This is a genomic window from Acinetobacter sp. MD2, from assembly GCF_035615575.1.
Taxonomy (GTDB): Bacteria; Pseudomonadota; Gammaproteobacteria; order Pseudomonadales; family Moraxellaceae; genus Acinetobacter.
In genome coordinates this window covers 299335-321935 of the sequence record NZ_VTDK01000004.1, presented here as the reverse complement: position 1 = coordinate 321935, position 22601 = coordinate 299335, and the positions used below count along the sequence as shown (strand labels likewise).

Annotated in this window: 21 protein-coding genes; 11 read left to right on the top strand and 10 right to left on the bottom strand. The window is 38.5% G+C overall.

The features are described from left to right. The first annotated feature begins 86 nt into the window (after window positions 1–86). The gene (yegQ, locus tag FXN70_RS08170; RefSeq protein WP_324646956.1) at window positions 87–1451 is read left to right on the top strand and encodes a tRNA 5-hydroxyuridine modification protein YegQ; all 1365 of its coding nucleotides are present in this window, start codon (window positions 87–89) and stop codon (window positions 1449–1451) included. A 3-nt stretch (window positions 1452–1454) separates the two neighbouring features. After that, window positions 1455–1703 carry a YfhL family 4Fe-4S dicluster ferredoxin gene (locus tag FXN70_RS08165; RefSeq protein ID WP_324646983.1) on the top strand — a complete coding sequence of 83 codons (249 nt, stop codon included), beginning with the start codon at window positions 1455–1457 and terminating at the stop codon, window positions 1701–1703. A gap of 61 nt (window positions 1704–1764) precedes the next feature. On the opposite strand, the gene ahpF is transcribed toward FXN70_RS08165, so the two are convergent. From ahpF to glyA, 3 genes are all read right to left on the bottom strand, one after another. Then, complete coding sequence (gene ahpF / locus FXN70_RS08160; protein ID WP_324646955.1) at window positions 1765–3330, bottom strand: alkyl hydroperoxide reductase subunit F; 1566 nt, start codon at window positions 3328–3330, stop codon at window positions 1765–1767. A gap of 108 nt (window positions 3331–3438) precedes the next feature. Continuing rightward, window positions 3439–4557, bottom strand: a complete 1119-nt coding sequence (locus FXN70_RS08155; protein WP_324646954.1) for an acyltransferase — start codon at window positions 4555–4557, stop codon at window positions 3439–3441. 84 nt (window positions 4558–4641) lie between these two features. Then, window positions 4642–5895, bottom strand: coding sequence for a serine hydroxymethyltransferase (gene glyA, locus FXN70_RS08150; RefSeq protein WP_324646953.1), 1254 nt, complete (start codon window positions 5893–5895; stop codon window positions 4642–4644). Window positions 5896–6224: 329 nt separating this feature from the next. Here glyA and FXN70_RS08145 point away from each other — a divergent pair, with 329 nt between their 5' ends. From FXN70_RS08145 to FXN70_RS08135, 3 genes are all read left to right on the top strand, one after another. Beyond that, window positions 6225–6914: a putative quorum-sensing-regulated virulence factor gene (locus FXN70_RS08145; protein ID WP_324646982.1), complete on the top strand. Its 690-nt coding sequence runs from the start codon at window positions 6225–6227 to the stop codon at window positions 6912–6914. Window positions 6915–7068: 154 nt separating this feature from the next. Beyond that, window positions 7069–8058 carry a LysR family transcriptional regulator gene (locus FXN70_RS08140; protein ID WP_324646952.1) on the top strand — a complete coding sequence of 330 codons (990 nt, stop codon included), beginning with the start codon at window positions 7069–7071 and terminating at the stop codon, window positions 8056–8058. A gap of 121 nt (window positions 8059–8179) precedes the next feature. Further along, window positions 8180–9508, top strand: a complete 1329-nt coding sequence (locus tag FXN70_RS08135; protein WP_324646951.1) for a hemolysin family protein — start codon at window positions 8180–8182, stop codon at window positions 9506–9508. Window positions 9509–9870: 362 nt separating this feature from the next. Here FXN70_RS08135 and FXN70_RS08130 read toward each other — a convergent pair whose 3' ends face one another. Both FXN70_RS08130 and lysS read right to left on the bottom strand, forming a co-directional pair. Beyond that, entirely contained in the window at window positions 9871–10017 is a 147-nt protein-coding gene (locus tag FXN70_RS08130) for a hypothetical protein (RefSeq protein ID WP_324646950.1), read from the bottom strand. A 156-nt stretch (window positions 10018–10173) separates the two neighbouring features. Beyond that, window positions 10174–11703 carry a lysine--tRNA ligase gene (lysS, locus tag FXN70_RS08125; protein ID WP_324646949.1) on the bottom strand — a complete coding sequence of 510 codons (1530 nt, stop codon included), beginning with the start codon at window positions 11701–11703 and terminating at the stop codon, window positions 10174–10176. A gap of 253 nt (window positions 11704–11956) precedes the next feature. On the opposite strand from lysS, the gene FXN70_RS08120 reads away from it, so the two are divergent. After that, window positions 11957–12469, top strand: coding sequence for a YqiA/YcfP family alpha/beta fold hydrolase (locus tag FXN70_RS08120; RefSeq protein WP_324646948.1), 513 nt, complete (start codon window positions 11957–11959; stop codon window positions 12467–12469). Window positions 12470–12526: 57 nt separating this feature from the next. Next, a complete protein-coding gene (locus tag FXN70_RS08115; RefSeq protein ID WP_324646947.1) occupies window positions 12527–12970 on the top strand; it encodes a GNAT family N-acetyltransferase in 444 nt (147 codons plus the stop codon). Window positions 12971–13029: 59 nt separating this feature from the next. Here FXN70_RS08115 and FXN70_RS08110 read toward each other — a convergent pair whose 3' ends face one another. The 4 genes from FXN70_RS08110 to FXN70_RS08095 form a co-directional block, all read right to left on the bottom strand. Continuing rightward, window positions 13030–13386 (bottom strand): roadblock/LC7 domain-containing protein, encoded by a 357-nt coding sequence (locus FXN70_RS08110; protein ID WP_324646946.1) that lies wholly within the window; start codon window positions 13384–13386, stop codon window positions 13030–13032. Between the two features lie 44 nt (window positions 13387–13430). Beyond that, a complete protein-coding gene (locus FXN70_RS08105; RefSeq protein ID WP_324646945.1) occupies window positions 13431–14423 on the bottom strand; it encodes a hypothetical protein in 993 nt (330 codons plus the stop codon). Between the two features lie 136 nt (window positions 14424–14559). Continuing rightward, window positions 14560–15102 carry a GTP-binding protein gene (locus tag FXN70_RS08100; protein WP_324646944.1) on the bottom strand — a complete coding sequence of 181 codons (543 nt, stop codon included), beginning with the start codon at window positions 15100–15102 and terminating at the stop codon, window positions 14560–14562. A 190-nt stretch (window positions 15103–15292) separates the two neighbouring features. Further along, window positions 15293–15835, bottom strand: a complete 543-nt coding sequence (locus FXN70_RS08095; protein WP_324646943.1) for an adenine phosphoribosyltransferase — start codon at window positions 15833–15835, stop codon at window positions 15293–15295. Window positions 15836–16219: 384 nt separating this feature from the next. Here FXN70_RS08095 and rubA point away from each other — a divergent pair, with 384 nt between their 5' ends. The 4 genes from rubA to oxyR all read left to right on the top strand — a co-directional run bounded on the left by rubA (window position 16220) and on the right by oxyR (window position 19520). Further along, window positions 16220–16384 carry a rubredoxin RubA gene (gene rubA, locus FXN70_RS08090; RefSeq protein WP_324646942.1) on the top strand — a complete coding sequence of 55 codons (165 nt, stop codon included), beginning with the start codon at window positions 16220–16222 and terminating at the stop codon, window positions 16382–16384. 64 nt (window positions 16385–16448) lie between these two features. After that, on the top strand, window positions 16449–17624 hold the full coding sequence (locus tag FXN70_RS08085; RefSeq protein WP_324646941.1) for an FAD-dependent oxidoreductase: 1176 nt from the start codon (window positions 16449–16451) through the stop codon (window positions 17622–17624). Window positions 17625–17660: 36 nt separating this feature from the next. Next, complete coding sequence (locus FXN70_RS08080; RefSeq protein ID WP_324646940.1) at window positions 17661–18599, top strand: alpha/beta hydrolase; 939 nt, start codon at window positions 17661–17663, stop codon at window positions 18597–18599. Between the two features lie 15 nt (window positions 18600–18614). Next, entirely contained in the window at window positions 18615–19520 is a 906-nt protein-coding gene (gene oxyR / locus FXN70_RS08075; RefSeq protein WP_324646939.1) for a LysR family transcriptional regulator OxyR, read from the top strand. Between the two features lie 160 nt (window positions 19521–19680). Here the strand turns inward: oxyR and gyrA are convergent, their stop codons facing one another. Then, window positions 19681–22380 carry a DNA gyrase subunit A gene (gene gyrA, locus FXN70_RS08070; protein ID WP_324646938.1) on the bottom strand — a complete coding sequence of 900 codons (2700 nt, stop codon included), beginning with the start codon at window positions 22378–22380 and terminating at the stop codon, window positions 19681–19683. Between the last annotated feature and the right edge of the window lie 221 nt (window positions 22381–22601).

Below are 22601 nucleotides of genomic sequence, written 5' to 3'. Positions count from 1 at the left end.
AAAATCCTGAGTAATTTACTAGGTTGAGTGTAAACAAAAGAACTTCTACACTATTTCCATACTTTTTATAAGACTTTATTTCCCCGATGAAAACAGAACTTCTTTCCCCTGCAGGTTCACTTAAAAATATGCGTTATGCTTTTGCCTATGGCGCAGATGCAGTTTATGCAGGACAACCGCGTTATAGTTTACGGGTACGTAATAATGAATTTGATCATGACAACTTAAAAATCGGCATTGAAGAAGCACATGCCTTAGGCAAAAAGTTTTATGTGGTGATCAATATCCAACCACACAACAGCAAACTGAAAAAATTTTTAGATGATTTAGCGCCGATTATTGCCATGCAACCCGATGCATTAATTATGTCGGATGCAGGTTTGATTATGCTAACACGTGAACACTTTCCACACGTGCCTATTCACCTTTCCGTTCAAGCCAATGCCATTAATTGGGCTACGGTCAAATTTTGGAAAGCGTATGGTTTAAGTCGTATTATTTTATCGCGTGAGCTTTCTATTGAAGAAATTGCTGAAATTAAGCAGCATGTTCCCGATATAGAACTTGAAGTCTTTGTACACGGCGCACTCTGTATGGCCTATTCTGGGCGCTGTATGCTGTCGGGTTATATGAATAGACGCGATGCCAACCAAGGGGCTTGTACTAATGCATGCCGCTGGGAATACAAAATTCATGCTGCAACTGAAGATGCAACTGGCGATGTTGTTTTAGCAACACACAACCAAATAGAAAAAAACTGTTGTAAAAATCAGCACTCTTCATCAAATTTTGCTGAACCTGTTTTAATACAACAAGATCAAGGAGAGATGTTTGCGGCAGAAGAAGATGAACATGGTAGTTATTTTATGAACTCAAAAGATTTACGTGCCATACAACATGTCGAACGTTTAAGTCAGATGGGTATTGCTTCCTTAAAAATTGAAGGTCGAACCAAGTCGTATTTTTATTGCGCCCGTACTGCTCAAATTTATCGTAAAGCTTTAGATGATGCACAAGCAGGTCGCCCATTTGACCCAAGTTTAATGTTGCAACTTGAAGGCTTAGCCAACCGAGGTTATACCGAAGGTTTTTTACGCCGCCATATTCCAAGTGACGATCATAATTATGATGATGGTTCATCACACTTTGATTATCAACAATTTTGTGGTGAAGTACTGGAGCGTTGTGATGGCTATCTCAAAATCGAAGTGAAAAATCGCTTTATTGTCGGCGACACTCTAGAGCTCATGACCCCTAAAGGCAACCTGATTTTTAAACTGACTGACTTACGAGATTTAAATCATCAACCCATAGACAGTGCCAAAGGTGCAGGACACACGGTTTATATTGCCCTGAATCGTGAAATCGATATTGCTTTTGGACTACTGATTCGACATTTTCCAAATGCAAAACAAGAAATTAGTGCCAAATCTTTGGCTTATGTGGGGTGAATGATGGCGTTAAAAATTACCTCTGAATGTATTAATTGTGATATGTGCTTACCTGAATGCCCCAATGATGCCATTACAGAAGGCATTAAAGTGTATGAAATAGAGCCTGAGCGCTGTACTGAATGTGTTGGCTTTTATGCTTCACCAACTTGTATTGCAGTATGTCCAATTCATTGTATTGAGATTGACCCCGCACATATTGAAGATCAAAGCCAACTTTGCCATAAATTTACCCAACTTCATCTGCATTAACTCACTTTAGTACACAATCAAAAAACCCGTGATCTACACGGGTTCTTTTGATGTCATGAGTTTAGTGACCTGAGCGAATAATATAGTCAAAGGCAGACAATGCAGCTTTTGCACCTTCACCTGTTGCAATAATAATTTGCTTATATGGCACAGTCGTACAGTCACCTGCGGCAAATACACCTTTTACATTGGTTTCATTACGCTCATTAATGACAATTTCACCATGCTTTGATAATTCAACTGGACTATCTTTTAAGAAATCAGTATTTGGCAATAAACCGATTTGTACAAAAATACCGGCCAATTCAACATGGTGTTCTTGATTGGTATTACGATCAAGATATTTTAATCCTGTCACTTGCTCGCCATTGCCAACAACTTCAGTGGTTTGTGCATTTTTAATCACAGTCGTATTAAGCAAGCTGTGTAATTTATCTTGCAATACTTGGTCGGCACGTAAGGTATCACCAAACTCAAATAAGGTTACATGCTCAACAATACCTGCCAAATCAATTGCAGCCTCTACACCCGAGTTACCACCACCCACAACCGCAACACGTTTACCTTTAAAGAGTGGGCCGTCACAGTGTGGGCAATACGCTACACCACGAGTACGGTACTCTTTTTCACCCGTAACGTTCATTTCTCTCCAACGTGCACCTGTAGAAAGAATAACTGTTTTAGACTGAAGCTTTGCGCCATTTTCAAGCTCGACTTCCACTAAACCATTAACGGTTTGATCTGCACCAACAATGCGACGTACGCGCTGTAGATTCATTAAATCTACATCATACTCACGCACATGCGCTTCTAAGTCAGCCGCAAATTTTGGCCCTTGGGTTTTTTGAATGGAACTGAAATTTTCAATGTCCATGGTGTCCATGACTTGCCCACCAAAACGCTCTGCCACAATTCCAGTTGCAATACCTTTACGTGCTGCATAAATTGCAGAGGTTGCACCCGCAGGGCCACCACCCACAATCAGTACATCAAACTCGCCTTTAGCATTGATAGCAGTAACATCTTTTTCTGCTGCATTGACATCCAATTTTGCTAAAATTTCCTCTAAAGTCATACGGCCTTGTCCAATATGTTCATTGTTTTGGAACAGCATTGGAACAGCTAAAATTTTACGAGTTTCGACTTCTTCTTGGAAAAAGCCACCATCAATCATGGTTGCTGTGGTTTCAGGATTATAAATCGCAATTAGATTCAGTGCTTGCACGACATCAGGGCAGTTATGGCAAGTTAAAGACACAAAAACATCTAAATCTGCTTTTAAGTTTAAGCCTTTAATTTGGTTTAAAACGTCATCAGATACTTTTGGCGCATAACCTGAAACTTGCAACAACGCTAAAATAAGCGAAGTGAATTCATGCCCCATTGGCAAACCTGCAAAGAATACACGTGGCTGCTGTCCTGCTTTAGCAACACCAAAGCTTGGGCGACGGGCATTTTCACCGTCAAAACGCGCAGTAACTAAATCAGACAATTCTGCAATTTCAGTCACCAATTCTTTAATCTGCTCTGCTTTATCTGAATCGTCCAAAGCTGCAACCAATTCAATTGGGCTTTCTAAACGTTCAAGGTAGGCTTTTAACTGTGTTTTAATATTTTGATCTAACATGTTCATTCTCTCTTAATCGAGTAAAAATCTTTAACTTGAGTACATAGTAATGGACGGACTAAAATTGTAGAAACAGTATATTTTCATATTATCAATCGGTTTTTTGAATCATTTTTTATCTTCACCCAAATACCAGTTTCGTATCTTTACATTCAACGGCGTAGCATAATATTTTTCAATCATTGCTGCTAATACACACGATCCGAACAGAAAAATAGGCAATAGTATCAATTTAGTGATTGCAGTGGTCTGTGCTGGTAAATACTGTACTTTAATTAACCCTAAAACAATTAAATGAAATAAATACAATTCATAGCTGCGTTTCCCCAACCAAATCCAACCCTTTTGTATTGGTCTCAGCTTTTTTTTAATCGTTGCATCATCACGAAAAGATAATATTAATAGTGCAGTTAAGGCTGCAAAAACCGTCATTGACCAAGACGCGACTTGCTTAATGGGCGCATAAACATATAAAGCCAACATGCAAAGCACAATCACATATTGTACCCACTGCTGTTTAAATCGATTTACATATGATTTACACCACAACAACCCTGTCACACAGCCAATCGCAATGGCATCGAAGCTAGCGAAGTAATGGTATAAATAAACTTCATTTTCATCTAAAAAATAGAGGGAACGAAAATACGGTGCATAGGCAATCACGCCCAAAAGCAAAATCCAAAAAGCAGTTTTGCCACGCGTCAGCACGCACAAAAGTGGAAATACCAAATAAAAGACTTCTTCAACTGCAAGCGACCACAACACGCCTAAGGCATAATTGACCCAACCATAATGAATGATCAGTAAATTCATCCAAAAGGTTAAAGCCGCAAATATTGTCATGCTATAAGAAACTGTTATGCCATTTGGCGTATGATTGACAAATGGCGCTAAATTGAATGCACCAAGTAGCGACACACAGCCCACCAATAACAATAAACACGGCATAATTCGTGCAATCCGCCGCATATAAAATGCCCGAATATTCATTTTTGCCAATTGCCCATGTCGCTTTAAACTATGTTGTGTGATTAAAAATCCAGAAATAACAAAGAACATGGTCACGCCATAGTTTCCATTCCTTGCCACCAATGTACTAAAACTTTCACCGAAAACTTCAAAACCAAGCCATGTGTCGTGTAATTTATAAGGAATATTAAAGTGGTGTAACAATACTAAAAAAATTGAAATACCACGTAGTACATCTACTGAACGTAAATACATGTTTTATCCTTATTTTTTCTTATCGGATTTTTTAGCATCATAAAAAAGCCCCCTTATTCAGGAGGCTTTTTAAAAGTGACAAAATTACGCAGCGTAGACTGGGAATTTTGCACAAACTGCGGCAACTTTATCTTTAACAGCAGCAATTACAGCTTCATCGCCTTTGCTGTCTAGAATATCTGCAATCCAACCTGCAAGGGCAGAAACTTCAGCTTCAGCAAAACCACGTGTTGTTACTGCAGGTGTACCAATACGGATACCTGAGGTTACAAATGGAGAACGTGGGTCATTTGGTACTGAGTTCTTATTAACAGTAATGTGGGCTGCGCCTAACCATGCATCAGCTTCTTTACCAGTAATATCTTGCTTGATTAAAGATAATAAGAACAAGTGGTTATCTGTACCACCAGACACAATATCATAACCGCGTGCAATTAATACTTCAGCCATTGCTTGCGCATTTTTAACAACTTGTTGCTGATATGTTTTAAAATCAGCACCCATTGCTTCTTTAAAGCAGATTGCCTTTGCAGCAATCGCATGCATCAATGGGCCACCTTGATTACCAGGGAAAACCGCAGATTGAAGTTTTTTCTCAATCTCTTCGTTGGCTTTCGCAAGGATTAAACCTGAACGTGGGCCACGAAGGGTTTTATGTGTGGTAGTGGTGGTTACGTCAGCAATTTGCACTGGGCTTGGATAAACACCCGCAGCAACTAAACCTGCAACGTGCGCCATATCAACAAAAAGGTAAGCACCGACTTTGTCTGCAATGTCACGGAAACGCTGCCAATCTACAACACGGCTATATGCAGAGAAACCTGCAAGAATCATACGTGGTTTGTGCTCAACCGCTAAACGCTCTACTTCTTCATAATCAATTTCGCCAGTTTCAGTATTTAAACCATACTGAATCGCGTTATATGTTTTACCAGAGAAGTTAACGTGTGAACCATGGGTTAAGTGACCGCCATGCGCCAAGCTCATGCCTAAAACAGTGTCGCCTGGGTTTAATAATGCAAGGTAAACCGCAGCATTGGCTTGTGAACCTGCATGAGGTTGTACGTTGGCATAATCTGCACCAAACAATTCTTTAGCACGGTCAATCGCCAATTGTTCAATGACGTCTACATATTCACAACCGCCGTAGTAGCGTTTACCAGGATAACCTTCAGCATATTTATTGGTTAATTTGCTTCCTTGCGCTTCCATAACTGCTGGTGAGCAATAGTTTTCAGAAGCAATCAGTTCAATGTGCGCTTCTTGGCGCGCATCTTCTGAGGCAATGACTTGTGCTAAATCTGGGTCGAATTCAGAGATAGAGATGTTGGCAAACATTAGCGAGGGTCCTATTATGTAGGGCTTTTAAGCCGTGCTAAAATCGAACATCATTCTAACAGAAAATTTATCGGATGAGAGATGAAGTTGAGATTAGATCAAAATAAAAATGATTGAATCGAATTACCTCAAATGTGAAACGCATTACTATCGTTCAAATCACCTATTTTTATCGCCAAAAATTCAATTCTTGTTAAATTCAACAACAAATTCAAATTCTTTTTTTAAATCATACTCCTTTTTCAGCATTGTCTTTTTCGTAAAATATCGGTTCAAGACACAATTGGTTTATACTCAAAAGCGTTTTTTTAATGATATTTCTTTTTGCCATGCAAACGCTTATTTTAGATACTGAAACTCATACCTTAAATGGACTTCCAATTGAGATTGCTTATGCACCTATTGAAATTCAAGCAGGCAAACTCAGCTTAAATAAACAACAACTTTTTGATCAACTTTATCAAGTCAATCAACCGATCTCTTATGCAGCAATGGCGGTGCACCATATTTTAGAGTCGGACTTAATAGGTCAACCTGATTACACAACATTTAAGCTACCAACCGAAACTCAATATATTATTGGACACAATGTCGATTATGACATTCAAGCGATTGCCCGCTGTGGCGTAGATGTAGGTCACATTAAACCAATTTGTACCCTCGCACTGGCACGTCAAGTTTGGCCAAATGCCGAAGCACATAATATTTCGGCTTTAATTTATCAAATTAGTAAAGGTAGCAGTAAAGCACGTGAACTGTTAAAAGGCGCTCACCGTGCTGATGCAGATATTATTTTAACCGCTAATATTTTAATGCATATTATTGCTGCATTAAACATTCAATCGGTTGAAGCATTATACTTGGCGTCCGAAGATGCTCGTATTCCCCAAAGCATGACTTTTGGTAAGCATAAAGGCACAGCAATTGCAGATTTACCTGCCGACTACGTTAAATGGTTACTGCGTCAAGATGATTTAGACCCGTATTTAAAATCAGCTTTAGAGCAATTCGCGATTTAAACTTAAAATTATCGCGACTTCCCATGCTTCAATGGACTGAAGCATTACCATACCGATTAGAATTTGATCTTTTTTATACCATTTTCAACACAAAAGGCTTTGCTTATGGCATAATTTCAATTAATTTCTTGGTGTTATTTTCGGTATTTTTTATATGAATCTGGAGCGGGTTGACCTAAATCTACTGATTTACCTTGATGTTTTATTAAGGGAAAAAAATGTTACCCGCGCAGCAGAGCAACTTGGGGTAACACAACCTGCGATGAGTAATATTCTTCGCCGCTTGCGTACTCTTTTTAATGATCCTCTTCTGATTCGTTCATCCGAAGGTATGACACCGACCGAACGCGCATTAGAACTGCAACCACGCGTTCGAGATGTGCTGTCTGATCTTTCCATGATTTTAGAACCACGCACAGAGTTTCGTCCATATACGAGTAATCGCGTGTTTCGGATTATGACCTCCGATTATGCCGAAGCAACTTTAGTGCCTCGTTTAGTTAAGGCATTACGCGCTGAAGCCCCAAATGTGGTCTTAGACTTTTTAACACCAAGTGATGTCTCATACCGTGACATGGAACAAGGTAAAGTCGATTTAGCCATTAATCGCTTTAATGAAATTCCGCAAAGTTTCCATCAAGTTTTGGTTTGGCGTGACAGTTTTTCCTGCTTACTCAATCCAAAACACCCACACGTCAATAATTTAAATCTTAAAAGTTATTTAGAAGCCCATCATATTTGGGTCTCTAAAACAGGTATGGGTATTGGTTTTGGTGTGAACCCAGACAAACAAGCTGGTTTAGGTTGGATTGATCAGGCTTTAGAACGGATTGGACAAAAACGTAAAATTTCAGTTTTTACCCGTCATTATCAAATGCCCGCATTGCTCGCACGTAATGTGGACTTAATTGCAACATTACCAAGCCGAATTGCACGCTTACAAGCGGTTAACCAAGAACTTATTATTAAAGACCCGCCATTTTATATTCCTGAAATTGAATTAAAAATGGCGTGGTGCCCTCTTTTACATCATCATCCTGCACACCGTTGGTTACGCCAACTAATTCTCTATGTGGCACGGCAGATGATTGAAGAAGAAAATCGAGAATTTTTAACCAATCATTCGCAACTCTCTCATTATTAAATGACGCTTTTAACATTCGCTAACGATTCGTCTAGCTCAGGTGATATTAGTTGTATCACCTGATGATTTTTTGTGTTAAAAATTATTCAATAATGAAGAGTCTATAAATAACAGGTGCATTGTGAGTCTGTTCCAAAACATCCTTATTATCCTTATTCTTATCGTAGGCGCTGGCTTTCTCGCTCTCACTGAAATTGCCCTTGCAGGCGCACGTAAAGTTAAACTCAAAATCTTAGCAGAATCTGGTGAAACACGCGCTCAAGAAGTTTTAGACATTCAAGAAAACTCGGCTGATTTTTTTGCTGCCTCACAAATTGGACTCAATGCCGTTGCTATTTTAGGTGGTATTATTGGGGAACCTGCTTTTCGCCCATTTTTTGTTAGCTTATTAGAACGTTTTTACCCAAGCCCTTGGACAGAATCAATCGGATTTGGCTTATCTTTTACTTTAGTCACGTCATTATTTATTTTATTTGCAGATTTAATGCCAAAGCGTTTGGCAATGATTGCACCTGAAAAAATTGCCGTTGCCGTTATCCATCCAATTAAAATTTATATCAAGATTTGTAAGCCTCTTGCTTGGGTCATTAACGCAATCGCCAATTTATTATTCCGTTTATTTAAAGTAAATACCATTCGTGATGACAATATTACCTTTGATGATATCTCGGCAGTCATGGATGCAGGTGCACAAGCGGGCGTTTTACTCAAGCAAGAACATCATTTTATTGAAAATGTATTTGAACTTGAAGAACGTAACGTACCATCAAGTATGACCACTCGTGAAAATGTGATTTTCTTTACCCTAAATGAATCTGAATATAGCATTCGTCAAAAATTAGCCGAATACCCTTTTTCTAAATTTTTGGTGTGTAATGAAAATATTGATCAAGTGATTGGTTATGTCGACGCCAAAGATATTTTAGTTCGCATTTTAAACAATCAGTCGATTAATCAACTCAATGAGTCGACGATTCGTAATGTACTGACCATTCCCGATACATTAAACTTATCTGAAGTACTTGACCGCTTTCGCTCAACCAAAGAAAAATTTGCTGTTGTCATTAACGAATATGCATTTGTGGTGGGGGTTATTACCCTCAGCGACATTATGATTACCGTGATGGGCGATTGGGTCACACCAACCGAAGATGACTTACAAATCATTAAACGTGACAATAATTCATGGTTAATTGATGGTAGCACCCCAATTGAAGATGTTAAACACGCACTCGAAATCGATCAAATTCCAGATGAAGAGCATTACGAAACGCTTGCTGGCTTTATGATGTTCCGTTTACGTAAAATTCCACGCCCTGCCGATTTTGTCGAATTCGAAAACTACAAATTTGAAGTGGTTGATGTTGATCATTTTAAAATTGACCAATTACTCGTTACGCGTACTTTAGAAAATACAGAAACTAAACAGGAAGAAGATAATATACAATAAAGGTCTCTGTTCTAGCATATTTCTTTTTGGCATCTTCAATTGAAGGTGCTTTTTTATATGAAAATCATATTATTCAAGCATTATGTTTGGCAAAAAAATTATTAAATGGTACTTATCTTATAATCTGAGAATAAAAAAGCATCCTTGCTCATACCCTACACCGGCTGGCGTATCTTAGGATTTAGAAAGCAGACATCTTAGTTATATGATGTATTTTCTAAAAGATCTCTCAACTTCTGAAGAATGAAGATCATTTTTTGTTACCTCTATAGATTATCGTAATTTGATGTCAGTTATTTTAGCGTGTTTTGAAGGTAATATAATACTTTAGTCGTATGATTTTTTAGCATAGTATTATGCATTTAATGCCAATGCTGCTGAAGTTGCTGCAAAGCATCAAGCCATGCCGATATTTCCTGTATTTGATTATCTTGCATGCGTTGGTCATTGAGTGGAATTACAAATTGCATCTGCACCACTGTACTTTTTAAAATCTGTATTTTAGCCATGAGCTTCTCATCTTGAATTTACTTTGATCATTATGAGAAGGCACAAGAAAACTGTAAAACCGATTTAACTTATAAAATTAAAAGAAAAAACAGATCAATATAAACAAAAAAAAGACCTCAACCTATGTTGGCTGAGGTCTTTTCATTACGAAACGATTAAACGTCTTTACGGCGCATATGTGGGAATAAAATCACATCACGAATACTTGGCGCATTGGCAAATAACATCACCAAACGGTCAATACCAATCCCTTGACCTGCTGTTGGTGGTAAGCCATATTCTAATGCTTCAACAAAGTCGGCATCGTAATGCATTGCTTCATCGTCGCCTGCATCTTTTTCTTCAACCTGTGCTTGGAAACGCTCTGCTTGATCAATCGGGTCATTTAACTCCGAGAAACCATTGGCAAGTTCACGTCCACCAATAAAGAACTCAAAACGATCCGTAATATGTGGATTATGATCGTTACGGCGCGCCAAAGGAGACGTTTCCGCAGGATATTCTGTAATGAAGGTTGGCTGACGTAACTTGGTTTCAACCGTTTCTTCAAATACGATGGTTTGCAATTTACCCAAACCAAAACTTGGTTTCACTTTTTCTTTTAACTCAGTTTGAATAAATTGAGCCAAGAATTCACGATCACTTACATTTTCTGCGCTAAAACTCGGATTGTGTTCTAAAATCGCATCAAACATTGAAATCTTTTTAAATGGACCTTTGAAGCTATACACTTCTTCAGCATAAGGCACATCGGTTGAACCCAAAATATCAAGCGCTAATTTTTCAAGCATCTTTTCAGTTAATTCCATCAAGTCCTTATAGTCTGCATAGGCTTGATAGAATTCGATCATGGTGAATTCAGGGTTATGACGCGTTGAAACACCTTCGTTACGGAAGTTACGGTTAATTTCAAACACACGTTCAAAACCACCCACCACCAAACGCTTCAAATACAATTCAGGTGCAATACGCAAGAATAATGGCATATCTAAAGCGTTATGATGCGTTTCAAACGGACGCGCTGATGCACCACCCGGAATAACATGCATCATTGGGGTTTCAACTTCCATAAAACGTTCATTGGCTAAGTAATTACGCATTCCTGCAACCACTTTGGCACGAATTTCAAAAGTTTTACGGGTATCTTCATTCACAATTAAATCTAAATAACGCTTACGATATTTTGCTTCAGTGTCAGTTAAACCATGAAATTTATCAGGTAATGGACGCAATGATTTGGTCAACAATTCAAATTGTTCGATATGAACATATAAATCGCCCTTACCTGAACGACCGATATAACCTTCAACGGCAATAATATCGCCCAAGTCTAAAGATTTAATCGATTCTAAAACCTCAGGGCTTAATTCTTTACGTGCGACATAGAGCTGAATACGCCCCGTCATGTCTTGGATGACCATGAACGAACCACGATTTAACATCACACGACCTGCAACACGAACATGAACCTGCTCGCCTGCTTCAATTTGCTCTTTGCTTTGGTCGGCAAATTGGTCTTGTAAATCTTGAGCATAATGCTCACGTTTAAAGCTATTTGGCCAAGGACTTTTGCCGGTTGCTTCTGCCTGTTGTTTAATTTGCTTTAACTTGGCATGACGCTGTGCAATTAAATCGTTTTCGGAAATAGTGGGTTCAGAAGTCGATTGAGCGTTGTGTTGCGTCATCTCTGCCTCGAAAAAAGTAGTAAAAAGAGCCGTATAGCATAGCAGAATTCCATTGTTTTTCGAACATCTTGTGCAACTTTCAGCAGTAAAAACCCAAGATTTACTTTTTTATTTACAGATTTTGGCATCTTAGACCATTCGCTAACATTCAGTCTTGAAAAACATCCGTAGAATAATGACTCAACTTAATACTTAATCTCGATAACATCTCAATTTTATCGGCTTTTTCAGTGAGGCGATGTAAATTACAACAATGAAGACAAAAGATACCAAAATTTTATTTTTTCATGGTTTAGATTCCTCTAAAGAGTCCACAAAATTTCATGCCATTCAATCGCGTCAAAAATATTGTATTGATGTCGATTATCGCAATTTAAACTATGACACCGTATATGCGTTCTATCAGAATATGATCGAAACCATTAAGCCAAATTTACTTATTGGGCATGGCGTAGGCGGATACTGGGCACTCAAAATGTCTTTGACCTATGAATTGGCTGCAATTGTTGCCAATCCAAGCCTAGCACCTAAATTTCGCCTCGATTATCCTGCTATTCAAGACAGCGACTTAGAACACGATATTCCGCAATTTGCTTATTTAGAATTGGCAGATGAGGTTTTAGATATGCACAAAACGCAAGCTATTTTAGAACGCTTTATGATTGTGCATACTTATGCAGGTGGTTATCACCGCTTAGAACATCCCGAGCACATTAACTCACTTATTCAACATTTCGAAAATACGCTATGTACTATTAAAAAATAATGCACACGAATACCAGTTGTTGTACTTTAAAGCTTCACTCATCATTGATAAGAATTAATGTATATCCGTAATTTAGAAGAAAATGACTACAAACAATGGCTTTCACTATGGCAAGGCTATCAAAAATTTTACCAAACCACGCTCAATGAAGGCGTGACCAAAACCACATTTGCTCGATTTTTAGACCCAAATGAACCAATGTTCTGCAAGGTCATGCAAGATGGTCAGCAATTAGTAGGCTTGGTACATTTTATTTTTCATCGGAGCACATGGTCACAAGGCAACTATTGTTATCTACAGGATTTATTTGTCCATGAAAATACACGTGGACAAAAAGTTGGGCAGCAACTGATTGAAGCAGTATATCAAGTTGCAAATGAAGCCGAGTGTTCGCGTGTCTATTGGCTCACCCATGAAGACAATCTTTCTGCACGGAAGTTGTATGACCAAGTTGCACAAAATGCAGGTTTTATTCAATATCGTAAAAACTTAAATATGTAAAAAAGCTGACTCTATGTCAGCTTTTCAATGCTAAAAATTGAATGTTTGGCTTAAATCGATTAAGAAAAATCTAATTCTTTTTCAAATGCTTTTAAATCGTAACGTGCCATCGCTAAGTTCGACTTAGTACGATCTAAAATTAAATATAAAAATAAAGCGTCATTGGTATCTAATGGACGAAGTAAATGATATTGCTTACCTAGTGTTACCAAAATATCTTCAATATCATCATTTAATTTTAACGCTTTTGCAACACGGCGTTTTGCACGTAAAACTTCGGTATTTCCCGCTGCTGCAAGCTCTAAATCAATATTGCTTCCTTGAACAGCTAAAGCCAACCCACTTTCACTATCAACCAATGCAGCTGCAATAAAACCATCCAACCCCGATAATGATTCTAAACTAATACGTGCCATTTTTTATACATTCCCAAATAGGTGGAGCTTTGCTCCAAAATTATTTATAAGCCTAACTTTTTTCGAAGTTTCCCAAATAAACCTTTTAGTTTATTGGTTTGACCATATCCTATATGGCGATCCGCGAATATAAATTCAACCTCACTGGCATCAATATAACGCCCTAATTTTAATAAATGCGTATAACTGATGAAATTTAAAACAATTTCATCAGAGAGATTTAAATATTGCTGTACTTGTTCAATATTTGCACCCGATTCAAAACACACCGCCATTTTTAAATTATTTCGCCGCTGAGCATTATTTTCAAATTGAGGCCAAATATCTAATTTAAAGTTTTTTTTACGATCAATCTTCGGTAAAAATCGATTAGGTAGTCGAGTTATATTCGGCCATAACCATACTCGTAAATCGTATACATTCTTATCCAATGACTCAGAGTTCACTAATCTTGCAGGCATATAACTATGTTTCAAGCTTTCATCAAACTGTATATTTATTTTCGTCTGATCTACCCAAACTCGTTCAGTACGCGTATCTACAATTGCAATTAAACCTTGTGCATCAAATAATTGAAGATAATCATTACGAGACACCAATAGCTCTGAAAAAATCGCAACAAAAGACCGACTGGTATTAAATTCTAGGCTCTTTCTCACATTTACAGGTTGAATTCGCTCTATAACTTCATTTTGTGGCATTTCCGCTTCAATATTTATGCCAAATAAAGAATCCAATAACCATATTTTTAAAGGTTCAATCCGATGAATAGGAAAAAATAATTGATCTTGAATAATCGTTCCGAACTGACCATTATTTTGACTAAGCCTTAAATAGTAGCGAACTTTTTCCTTCAAAACTTTTTGAATACCGGGTGTATTAAAAAATGAATTATGAACGAATAAGATGTCAATCTTTGCATCAGAAATCGTTACCCATTGAATATGTGTTTCTGTTGGCAAACATTTTAGAATTTGTTTTTTTATTTCGTCTGAATCGATGGCAATTAAGCCAAATATTGCTATTTTAAAAATCACTTTAATGTTCTCCGATTCAAACAAATAATGACATGCTCTTAAGTTTTTTGAATCATTTAGGATGGATGATCTAATACCAATAAAATCATATTAAATTTATTTTTCTAAATATCAGTTTCAACCCAATCATTTAAAATCATTTCACGATGTCTAGTTGTACTTCTAATCGAACAAGTAAGGCTTCAATCATCAATAACACATCATCTTTATGGCGAGCATCAATTGCAAATACAGGATATTTTTTCTGATTTACATCCATCCAATCCCGATAAATTTTTAATTTTTGATCATCCACAATATCCAAATGAGTAATACCAATCACAATATTAGAACCCAATGCTTCAAAAGCATTTAAATAAAAGGCTAAATCGTCTAACCGTTGGACACTACTATGATCAATTAACAATGCAATTCCAATTGCACCCTGACAAACAATCGACCACATAAAATCAAATCGACCTTGACCAGGTGTGCCATACAGCCCAACTTTGGTGCCATCATCTAAACTAATTTCACCATAATCAATTCCAACCGTTGTAAATGCTTTTTGATGTGCTGCTACATCGGTATTCACTGCTTCGGTGCTAATCACACCAATATCAGATAAAACTTTAATTGCAGCCGATTTTCCAGCACCCATTGTCCCACCAAACACAATTTTATGCTGCTGAAGTATCATATCCCCACAACCCCACAAGTAATTATTAACATTTTATTTAAAAAATAAGAATTGATATACATTTTTAATGTTATTTAATTATTAATATATACATTGTAATCATACTGCGTTTTTTCTATTCACATCATATTTTTAGCATAAAAAAAGAGCTGATTTAATATCAACTCTTAAATATTTATATCTAACAATATTAAGCAACAGCAACTTGCTTTGGTTTCTCACTTTCTTTTACAACCGACCAAACATCTAAGCCAAGGTCATCATGTAAATCGTCTAAATCAAGCAAAATTGATGCACCGAGTACATTTAAGTGACATTTTTTTGCCAAAGTCTGCACTGCTTTTAACGTACCGCCTGTTGCCAATACATCATCAACTAAAATGACATTTTGCGGTTCAAGGTTTGCCGACATTTCTAATTGATCTAAACCGTACTCTAAACTATATCCCACGCCCACAACAGGTGGTGGTAACTTCCCTGCTTTACGCACAAGAATAAGCCCTTTATTTAAACGTTGTGCCAAAAAACTTGCCAAAACAAATCCACGTGCTTCGACTGCAACAAAACTATCAACTTGGGCAATTTTTTCTGCAGGAAGACTTTCAACAAGTGCTTCTGCTAATTCTTGAATATGATTCACCAACAATGGGGTTAAATCATAAAAACAGATACCTGCTTTTGGGAAATTAGGAACGGTACGAATCTGATTCCAAAAGGTCTGCGCAAAATTCATAATGGGAGCAATAAGGTAATTTATTTGCTTTAATTTTAGCCGTTTTTAAGATACAACTCTAGTATTTTTGCCATTTCACCTTTCACAAAAAACAGGAGTTAAATATAACTTGTTGTATTTAATTAAAATAATAGAAAACATTAAAAAATAAGAGTGCAAACATTATACATTTTTTACTTTATTTTCACTCAAACTTTAGTCTATACGACACTTAATCTAGCTCAAGTATTTCACTCAACAGATACTTGATCTGAACCAAGTTAAATTTAAGCAATCGTTTATTTTAAATTTGCCCAAGGTAAAACTACGCAACTGTTGTAAAATAACTTTAAACACAGCAAAACTTGCTGACAGGCGAAACCCATCAGCACTTTGGAGAAATACATGAAAAAATATCAATGCATCGTTTGTGGATGGATCTATGACGAAGCAAACGGTTGGCCTGAAGATGGGATTGCAGCAGGTACTGCATGGGATGACGTCCCTGAAGATTGGACCTGCCCTGATTGTGGCGTATCCAAAGCAGATTTTGAGATGATTGAGATCTAAATTTCAATCCAGACCATGTAAAATTACATGGTCTTTTATTTTTTACTTATTTTATGGAGTTTTGATGCAACCGATCATCATTATTGGTTCAGGCATGGCGGGTTATACCCTTGCACGAGAATACCGAAAATTAAACCAAGAACAGCCTTTAATCATGATCTGTGCAGATGATGGTGCAAGTTACGCCAAACCAACACTTTCTAATGCACTTGCGAGCAATAAAAATCCGACTCAAATTGCACTTGCCGATGCAACCAAGATGGCGACACAGCTCAATATGCAAATTCATACCCATGCATGGGTTGAAGCAATTGATACAATCACACACACACTACGCTATGTAAAAGACCAACAACATGTTGAACTTGAATTTAGCCAATTGGTTTTTGCTGTTGGCGCAAACCCAATTCGACTTGCCATTTCAGGTGATGGCAGTGATGAGATGTTTGTGATTAATTCGCTCAGTGATTATCAAAAGTTCCGTAAAAGCTTAGATCAACAACACACTCAGCGCATTGCAATTTTAGGTGCAGGTCTAATTGGCTGTGAATTTGCAAACGATTTACACCAAGCAGGTCATCACACCACCGTCATTGATTTAGCATCTCAACCCTTGGGCCGACTACTTCCAGCCCACGTTGCAGAAGCATTTAAACATCAATTACAACACGTAGATATTCGTTTTATTCTAGAAACTACGGTTGAACGTATCAGTAAAATAGATACGCATTATGCAATTACTCTTGCAAATGGTCATTCTATAGAAGCAGATGCTGTCATTTGTGCCATTGGTCTACAACCCAATATTGACCTTGCTCAACGTGCAGGACTTCATACAAGCCGTGGCATTATCACCAATAGTCGAATGCAAACAAATTTAGATGGCATCTATGCTCTCGGTGACTGCGCCGAAGTGAATGGTTTATTATTGCCTTATGTCATGCCATTGATGCAACAAGCGCGCGCTTTAGCCAAAACCTTAGCAGGCACGCATACTCACGTACACTATCCAGCCATGCCCGTTGCGGTAAAAACCCCAGTCGCACCTTTAACCGTACTGCCTGTACCACAAAATGTAACGGTAAATTGGGAAACCGAATATTTAGAAGATGGTTTAATTGCTAAAGCGTTTGACAATACAAACACCCTACGCGGCTTTGCTTTATTAGGTGCAACCGCAGCAAAACAACGTTTAAGCTTAACAAAACTCGTACCCGATTTAATTCCAGCTCAGGTTTAATTCAAATCTTAAGCATTTAAAAATCAGGATGTTTGGATGAACGCAAACTTTCAGTTTCAGACTTCTGCCGAATCGGCATTCATGCAAGAAACCAAAGTCGATTTAGGCAATGGGCTGCAATTGCATGTTGAAATGGGCGGAAATCCTCAACATCCTTGCATCTTGCTGATTATGGGACTCGGCGCACAAATGATTTTATGGCCCGAAGCATTTTGTAAAGCACTCATCACACAAGGCTTTTGTGTCATCCGTTTTGATAATCGTGATATTGGTTTGTCTTCTAAAATTCAAGCACCCACATTACCATCCAAACATTTACTATTATTGATGGCACGTTTTTCGATGGGTCTGAAAAATCATGGTGCGCCTTATCAGCTTGAAGATATGGCTGATGATGTTGCCTTGCTGATTGACCAACTTGGCATTGAATCTTGTCATGTCATTGGTGCATCCATGGGCGGGATGATCGCACAAATTTTGGCAGCCAAATATCCAACAAAAGTTAAAAAATTAGGGCTATTATTTACCAGCAATAATCGTGCATTTTTACCCCCGCCAGGTCGGCAGCCTTTAAAACTCATGTTCGGCCCTCGCGCAAAAAATGAAGATGCAATTGTGCAACAATCGTTAAAACTCTATAAATACATTGGCTCGCCTAAATTCACTCAATTTAACGACGTTCAACAGCTTGCCTTGCGCTCATATCGACGTAACCATAGTCCAACGGGTGTACTTCAACAGCTTTTAGCCATATTATGTAGCGGCTCACTCGTACCTTGGGATCAGCGTATTCAACAACCCACTTTAGTGGTGCATGGCGAATGTGATCAATTACTCCCGCCTAAACACGGAAAAAGTGTGGCACGAGCAATTCAAGGTTCAAAATTTGAATTAATTGCAGGAATGGGGCATGATATTCCACCCCATTTTATTCCACAATTAAGTGACTTATTTGTATCTCACTTTAAATCTTAAAAGTATTAGGACATTATGGCTGCATTACCCTCTTTAAGACAGCTTTCATACTTAGTAACGCTGTCTGAAACATTGCACTTTACCGAGGCAGCGCGCCGTTCTTTTGTGACGCAATCGACTTTGTCTGGTGGTATTATGGAACTTGAACGCCTATTAGGTGGCGTTCTGGTTGAACGTGATCGTCAAAACGTTCGTTTAACCCCACTTGGCGAACAAGTCGTGGCACGTGCACGTGTACTGCTTGCAGATGCTCAAGATCTAATGCGCTTAAGCCGAGAAATGAGTGAACCTTTAACCGGTGACTTGCATTTGGGGATTATTCCAACGATTGCCCCGTTTATTCTGACTCAGCTTTTAGATGAAGTGCATCGTCAACTGCCTAAAATTCAATTACATTTGCATGAAGCGCAAAGTGAAAAAATTGTCGAGCGACTTGAACATGGTCAATTAGACATGATTGTGTTAGCGCTGCCTTTTGACACACGCGGTTTGAAAATTGCTGAAATTGCCAAAGAAGATTTAGTTTTAGTTCATCACAAGGCAGATCAGCAAAGCATTCGAAGTATGAACATGGACGATTTAGATTTATCTCGATTGATGTTACTTGAAGAAGGTCATTGCTTACGTGACCATGTTTTAAGTGCCTGTCCAATCGGTGAACGTAAAAACGATCATCGCTTAAAAGCCAGTTCGCTACCAACTTTGGTTGAAATGGTGTCGTCAAACCTCGGCTATACCTTATTGCCTGAGATTGCCTTACAACGCCAAATGTTACAGTATCACCACGAACTAAGCACTAAACATATTGCCAATGCACCGAATCGCACCATTGCGTTAGTTACCCGTAAAAGCACACCATTGCACAGCGAATTTGATGTATTGGCTGAAATTTTGAAAAAAATTATCAAACCACACGTATAAGTTATAAATGATATATCAAAAGCCATATTCAAACTGCTTGGATATGGCTTTTTTATTGCAACGCTATACTTTACAGAAATTTAATTCCCCAATAAAAAAGCCGAATGAATGACTCACTCGGCTTTTAAATTTTTAAACTCAATATTGAGTTTAAAACTGATTATTCAGTGGTATTATTGTCATCGGCGGTAGCATCTACGACAACGTCTGACTCAACTGCATCTACAGTTAACTCTTCATCTTCTTCGACTGCTTCAATCGACACTACGCCCACCAAGGTTTCTTGTTCACTCAAACGAATTAAGCGAACACCTTGTGCGTTACGGCCTGTCGTTGCAACTTCTGACGCACGAGTACGCACCAAAGTCCCCCCATCAGAAATCAACATCAGCTCTTTGGTTTCATCAATCGAAACTGCACCGACCAATTCACCATTACGCTCAGAAGTTTTAATCGCAATAACCCCTTTACCACCACGTTTCTTGGTTGGGAAGTCATCGACTGGGGTACGTTTACCGTAACCATTGGCACTTGCACAAAGTACCTCGCCTGTTTCTGGCACAACCACTAACGAGACGATTCGGCTCGCAATCGCGTCATTTGAATCATCATTTTCATCTGAATCATCATTTTCAACGTCAGCATCTTCACTATCAACCGCAGCAGCTAAAGCCACACGCATACCACGCACACCTTTGGCTGTACGACCCATTGCACGCACGTCAGTCTCAGCAAAACGAATCGCTTTACCTTCGTTCGAGAACAGCATGATTTGCTGCTGACCATCGGTAATTGCAACACCAATTAAGGTATCTTCCTCATTTAATTCAATTGCCCGCAAACCATTGGCACGGATATTGGCAAACTGTGCTAACTCTACGCGTTTTACTGTACCCGATGCCGTTGCCATAAACACATAATGGTTTTCTGGGAACTCTGTTAACGGTAAAATTGCAGTAATGGTTTCGGTCGCATCTAATGGTAATAAATTCACCATTGGACGACCTTTGGCACCACGTGATGCTTGTGGCACTTCAAATACACGTAAACGGTAAACTTTACCCACATTGGTAAAACACAATACTGTTGCATGGTTCGATGCGACAATCAAATGCTGAATATAATCGTCTTCTTTCATACTGGTTGCAGATTTACCACGACCACCACGGCGCTGTGCTTGATAATCAGACAACGGCTGAGTTTTGGCATAACCCGTTTTTGAAACAGTTAACACCACTTGCTCTTCAGGAATTAAGTCTTCACGGCAGAAATCTACGCCTGACTCGACAATTTGGGTACGGCGTGCATCGCCATACTGTTGTAAAATCAATGCTAACTCTTCACGAATCACATTCATTAACAAGTTAAAGTCGTTCAAAATTGCAGTCAGTTCAGCAATTTGAGCCAAAATTTCAGTGTATTCTGCATGTAACTTATCTTGTTCAAGACCCGTTAAACGATGCAAACGCAACTCTAAAATTGCACCAACTTGCGTTGGAGATAAGCGATAAATTTGCTCAGATAATCCAAATGGACGTGCCGAGTCTTCACCTTCAATTTCATCTGGGCGAACTGAAATAGCACCTGCTTTTTCAAGCAATGTAACCACACCACCTGCCGACCACTCACCAGCAAGCAAACGCTCACGTGCTTCGCCTGGATTGGCAGATGCTTTAATGGTTTCAATGATCTTGTCAATATTGGCAAGTGCTACGGTTAAACCTTCTAAGATATGACCACGTTCGCGCGCTTTACGCAATTCAAACATGGTACGGCGTGTCACCACTTCTTGGCGATGACGAATAAATGCCGCAATAATATCTTTTAAATTCATCAGCTTTGGTTGGCCATTGTCTAGACAAACCATGTTAATACTGAACGAATTCTGCAATTGGGTATGCAAGAATAAATTGTTCACCACAATTTCAGCATTTTCACCACGTTTTAAGTCAATGGCAATACGCATGCCTTCTTTATCTGACTCATCACGTAGTTCAGAAATTCCTTCAAGTTTCTTTTCTTTAACCAATTCAGCAATACGCTCAATGGTTTTGGCTTTGTTTACTTGATATGGGATTTCGGTAAAGACAATCGTAGTACGACCAGTTTTCTCATCTTCTTCAAAATGATATTTACCACGAATATGTAAACGACCTTTACCTGTGCGGTAAGCATCGACAATACCCGACTTACCATAAATAATACCGCCTGTTGGGAAGTCTGGACCGGTAATATAGTCCATTAATCCTTCTACAGTGATATTTGGATTATCGGCATAAGCTAAGCAGGCATTGACAACTTCTGTCATATTGTGCGGCGCCATATTGGTCGCCATGCCCACTGCAATACCTGTTGTACCGTTAATTAAAAGATTAGGAATACGTGTTGGCATTACTTGAGGAATACGCTCAGAGCCATCGTAGTTGTCTTCCCAATCAACCGTATCTTTTTCAAGATCGGCTAAAATTTCATGGGTAAGCTTTTGCATGCGTACTTCGGTATAACGCATTGCTGCTGCACTGTCACCATCGACAGAACCGAAGTTACCCTGACCATCAACCAACATATAACGCAAGCTAAAATTTTGCGCCATACGAACAATGGTTTCATAAACCGCAGAATCACCATGTGGGTGATATTTACCAATAACGTCCCCGACAACACGGGCAGATTTTTTGTAGGCTTTATTATAGTCATTGCCCAGCTCATGCATGGCATAAAGCACACGACGATGAACAGGTTTCAAGCCATCTCTCACATCGGGCAATGCACGAGAAACAATGACGCTCATTGCATAATCAAGATATGAGTTTTTGAGTTCATCCTCAATGGCAATCGGTCGGATTTCCGATACGCTCATGCATACTCCTTCGTACTCAGTACTTATGTACTACTTTAGGTATTAACACATCAAATTTAGCTTAAAAAAACGCAAGCTAATATCAAAAATATAGCCGACAATAATAGCACAAATGCCCCTAAATGCCGAGCTACAACATGAAAAAACCAGCGTAAAAACTATTTTTTTGCCAATTCACCTGAATCTAAAAACTAAAAGATTACCCCAACTAAAATTTAGAA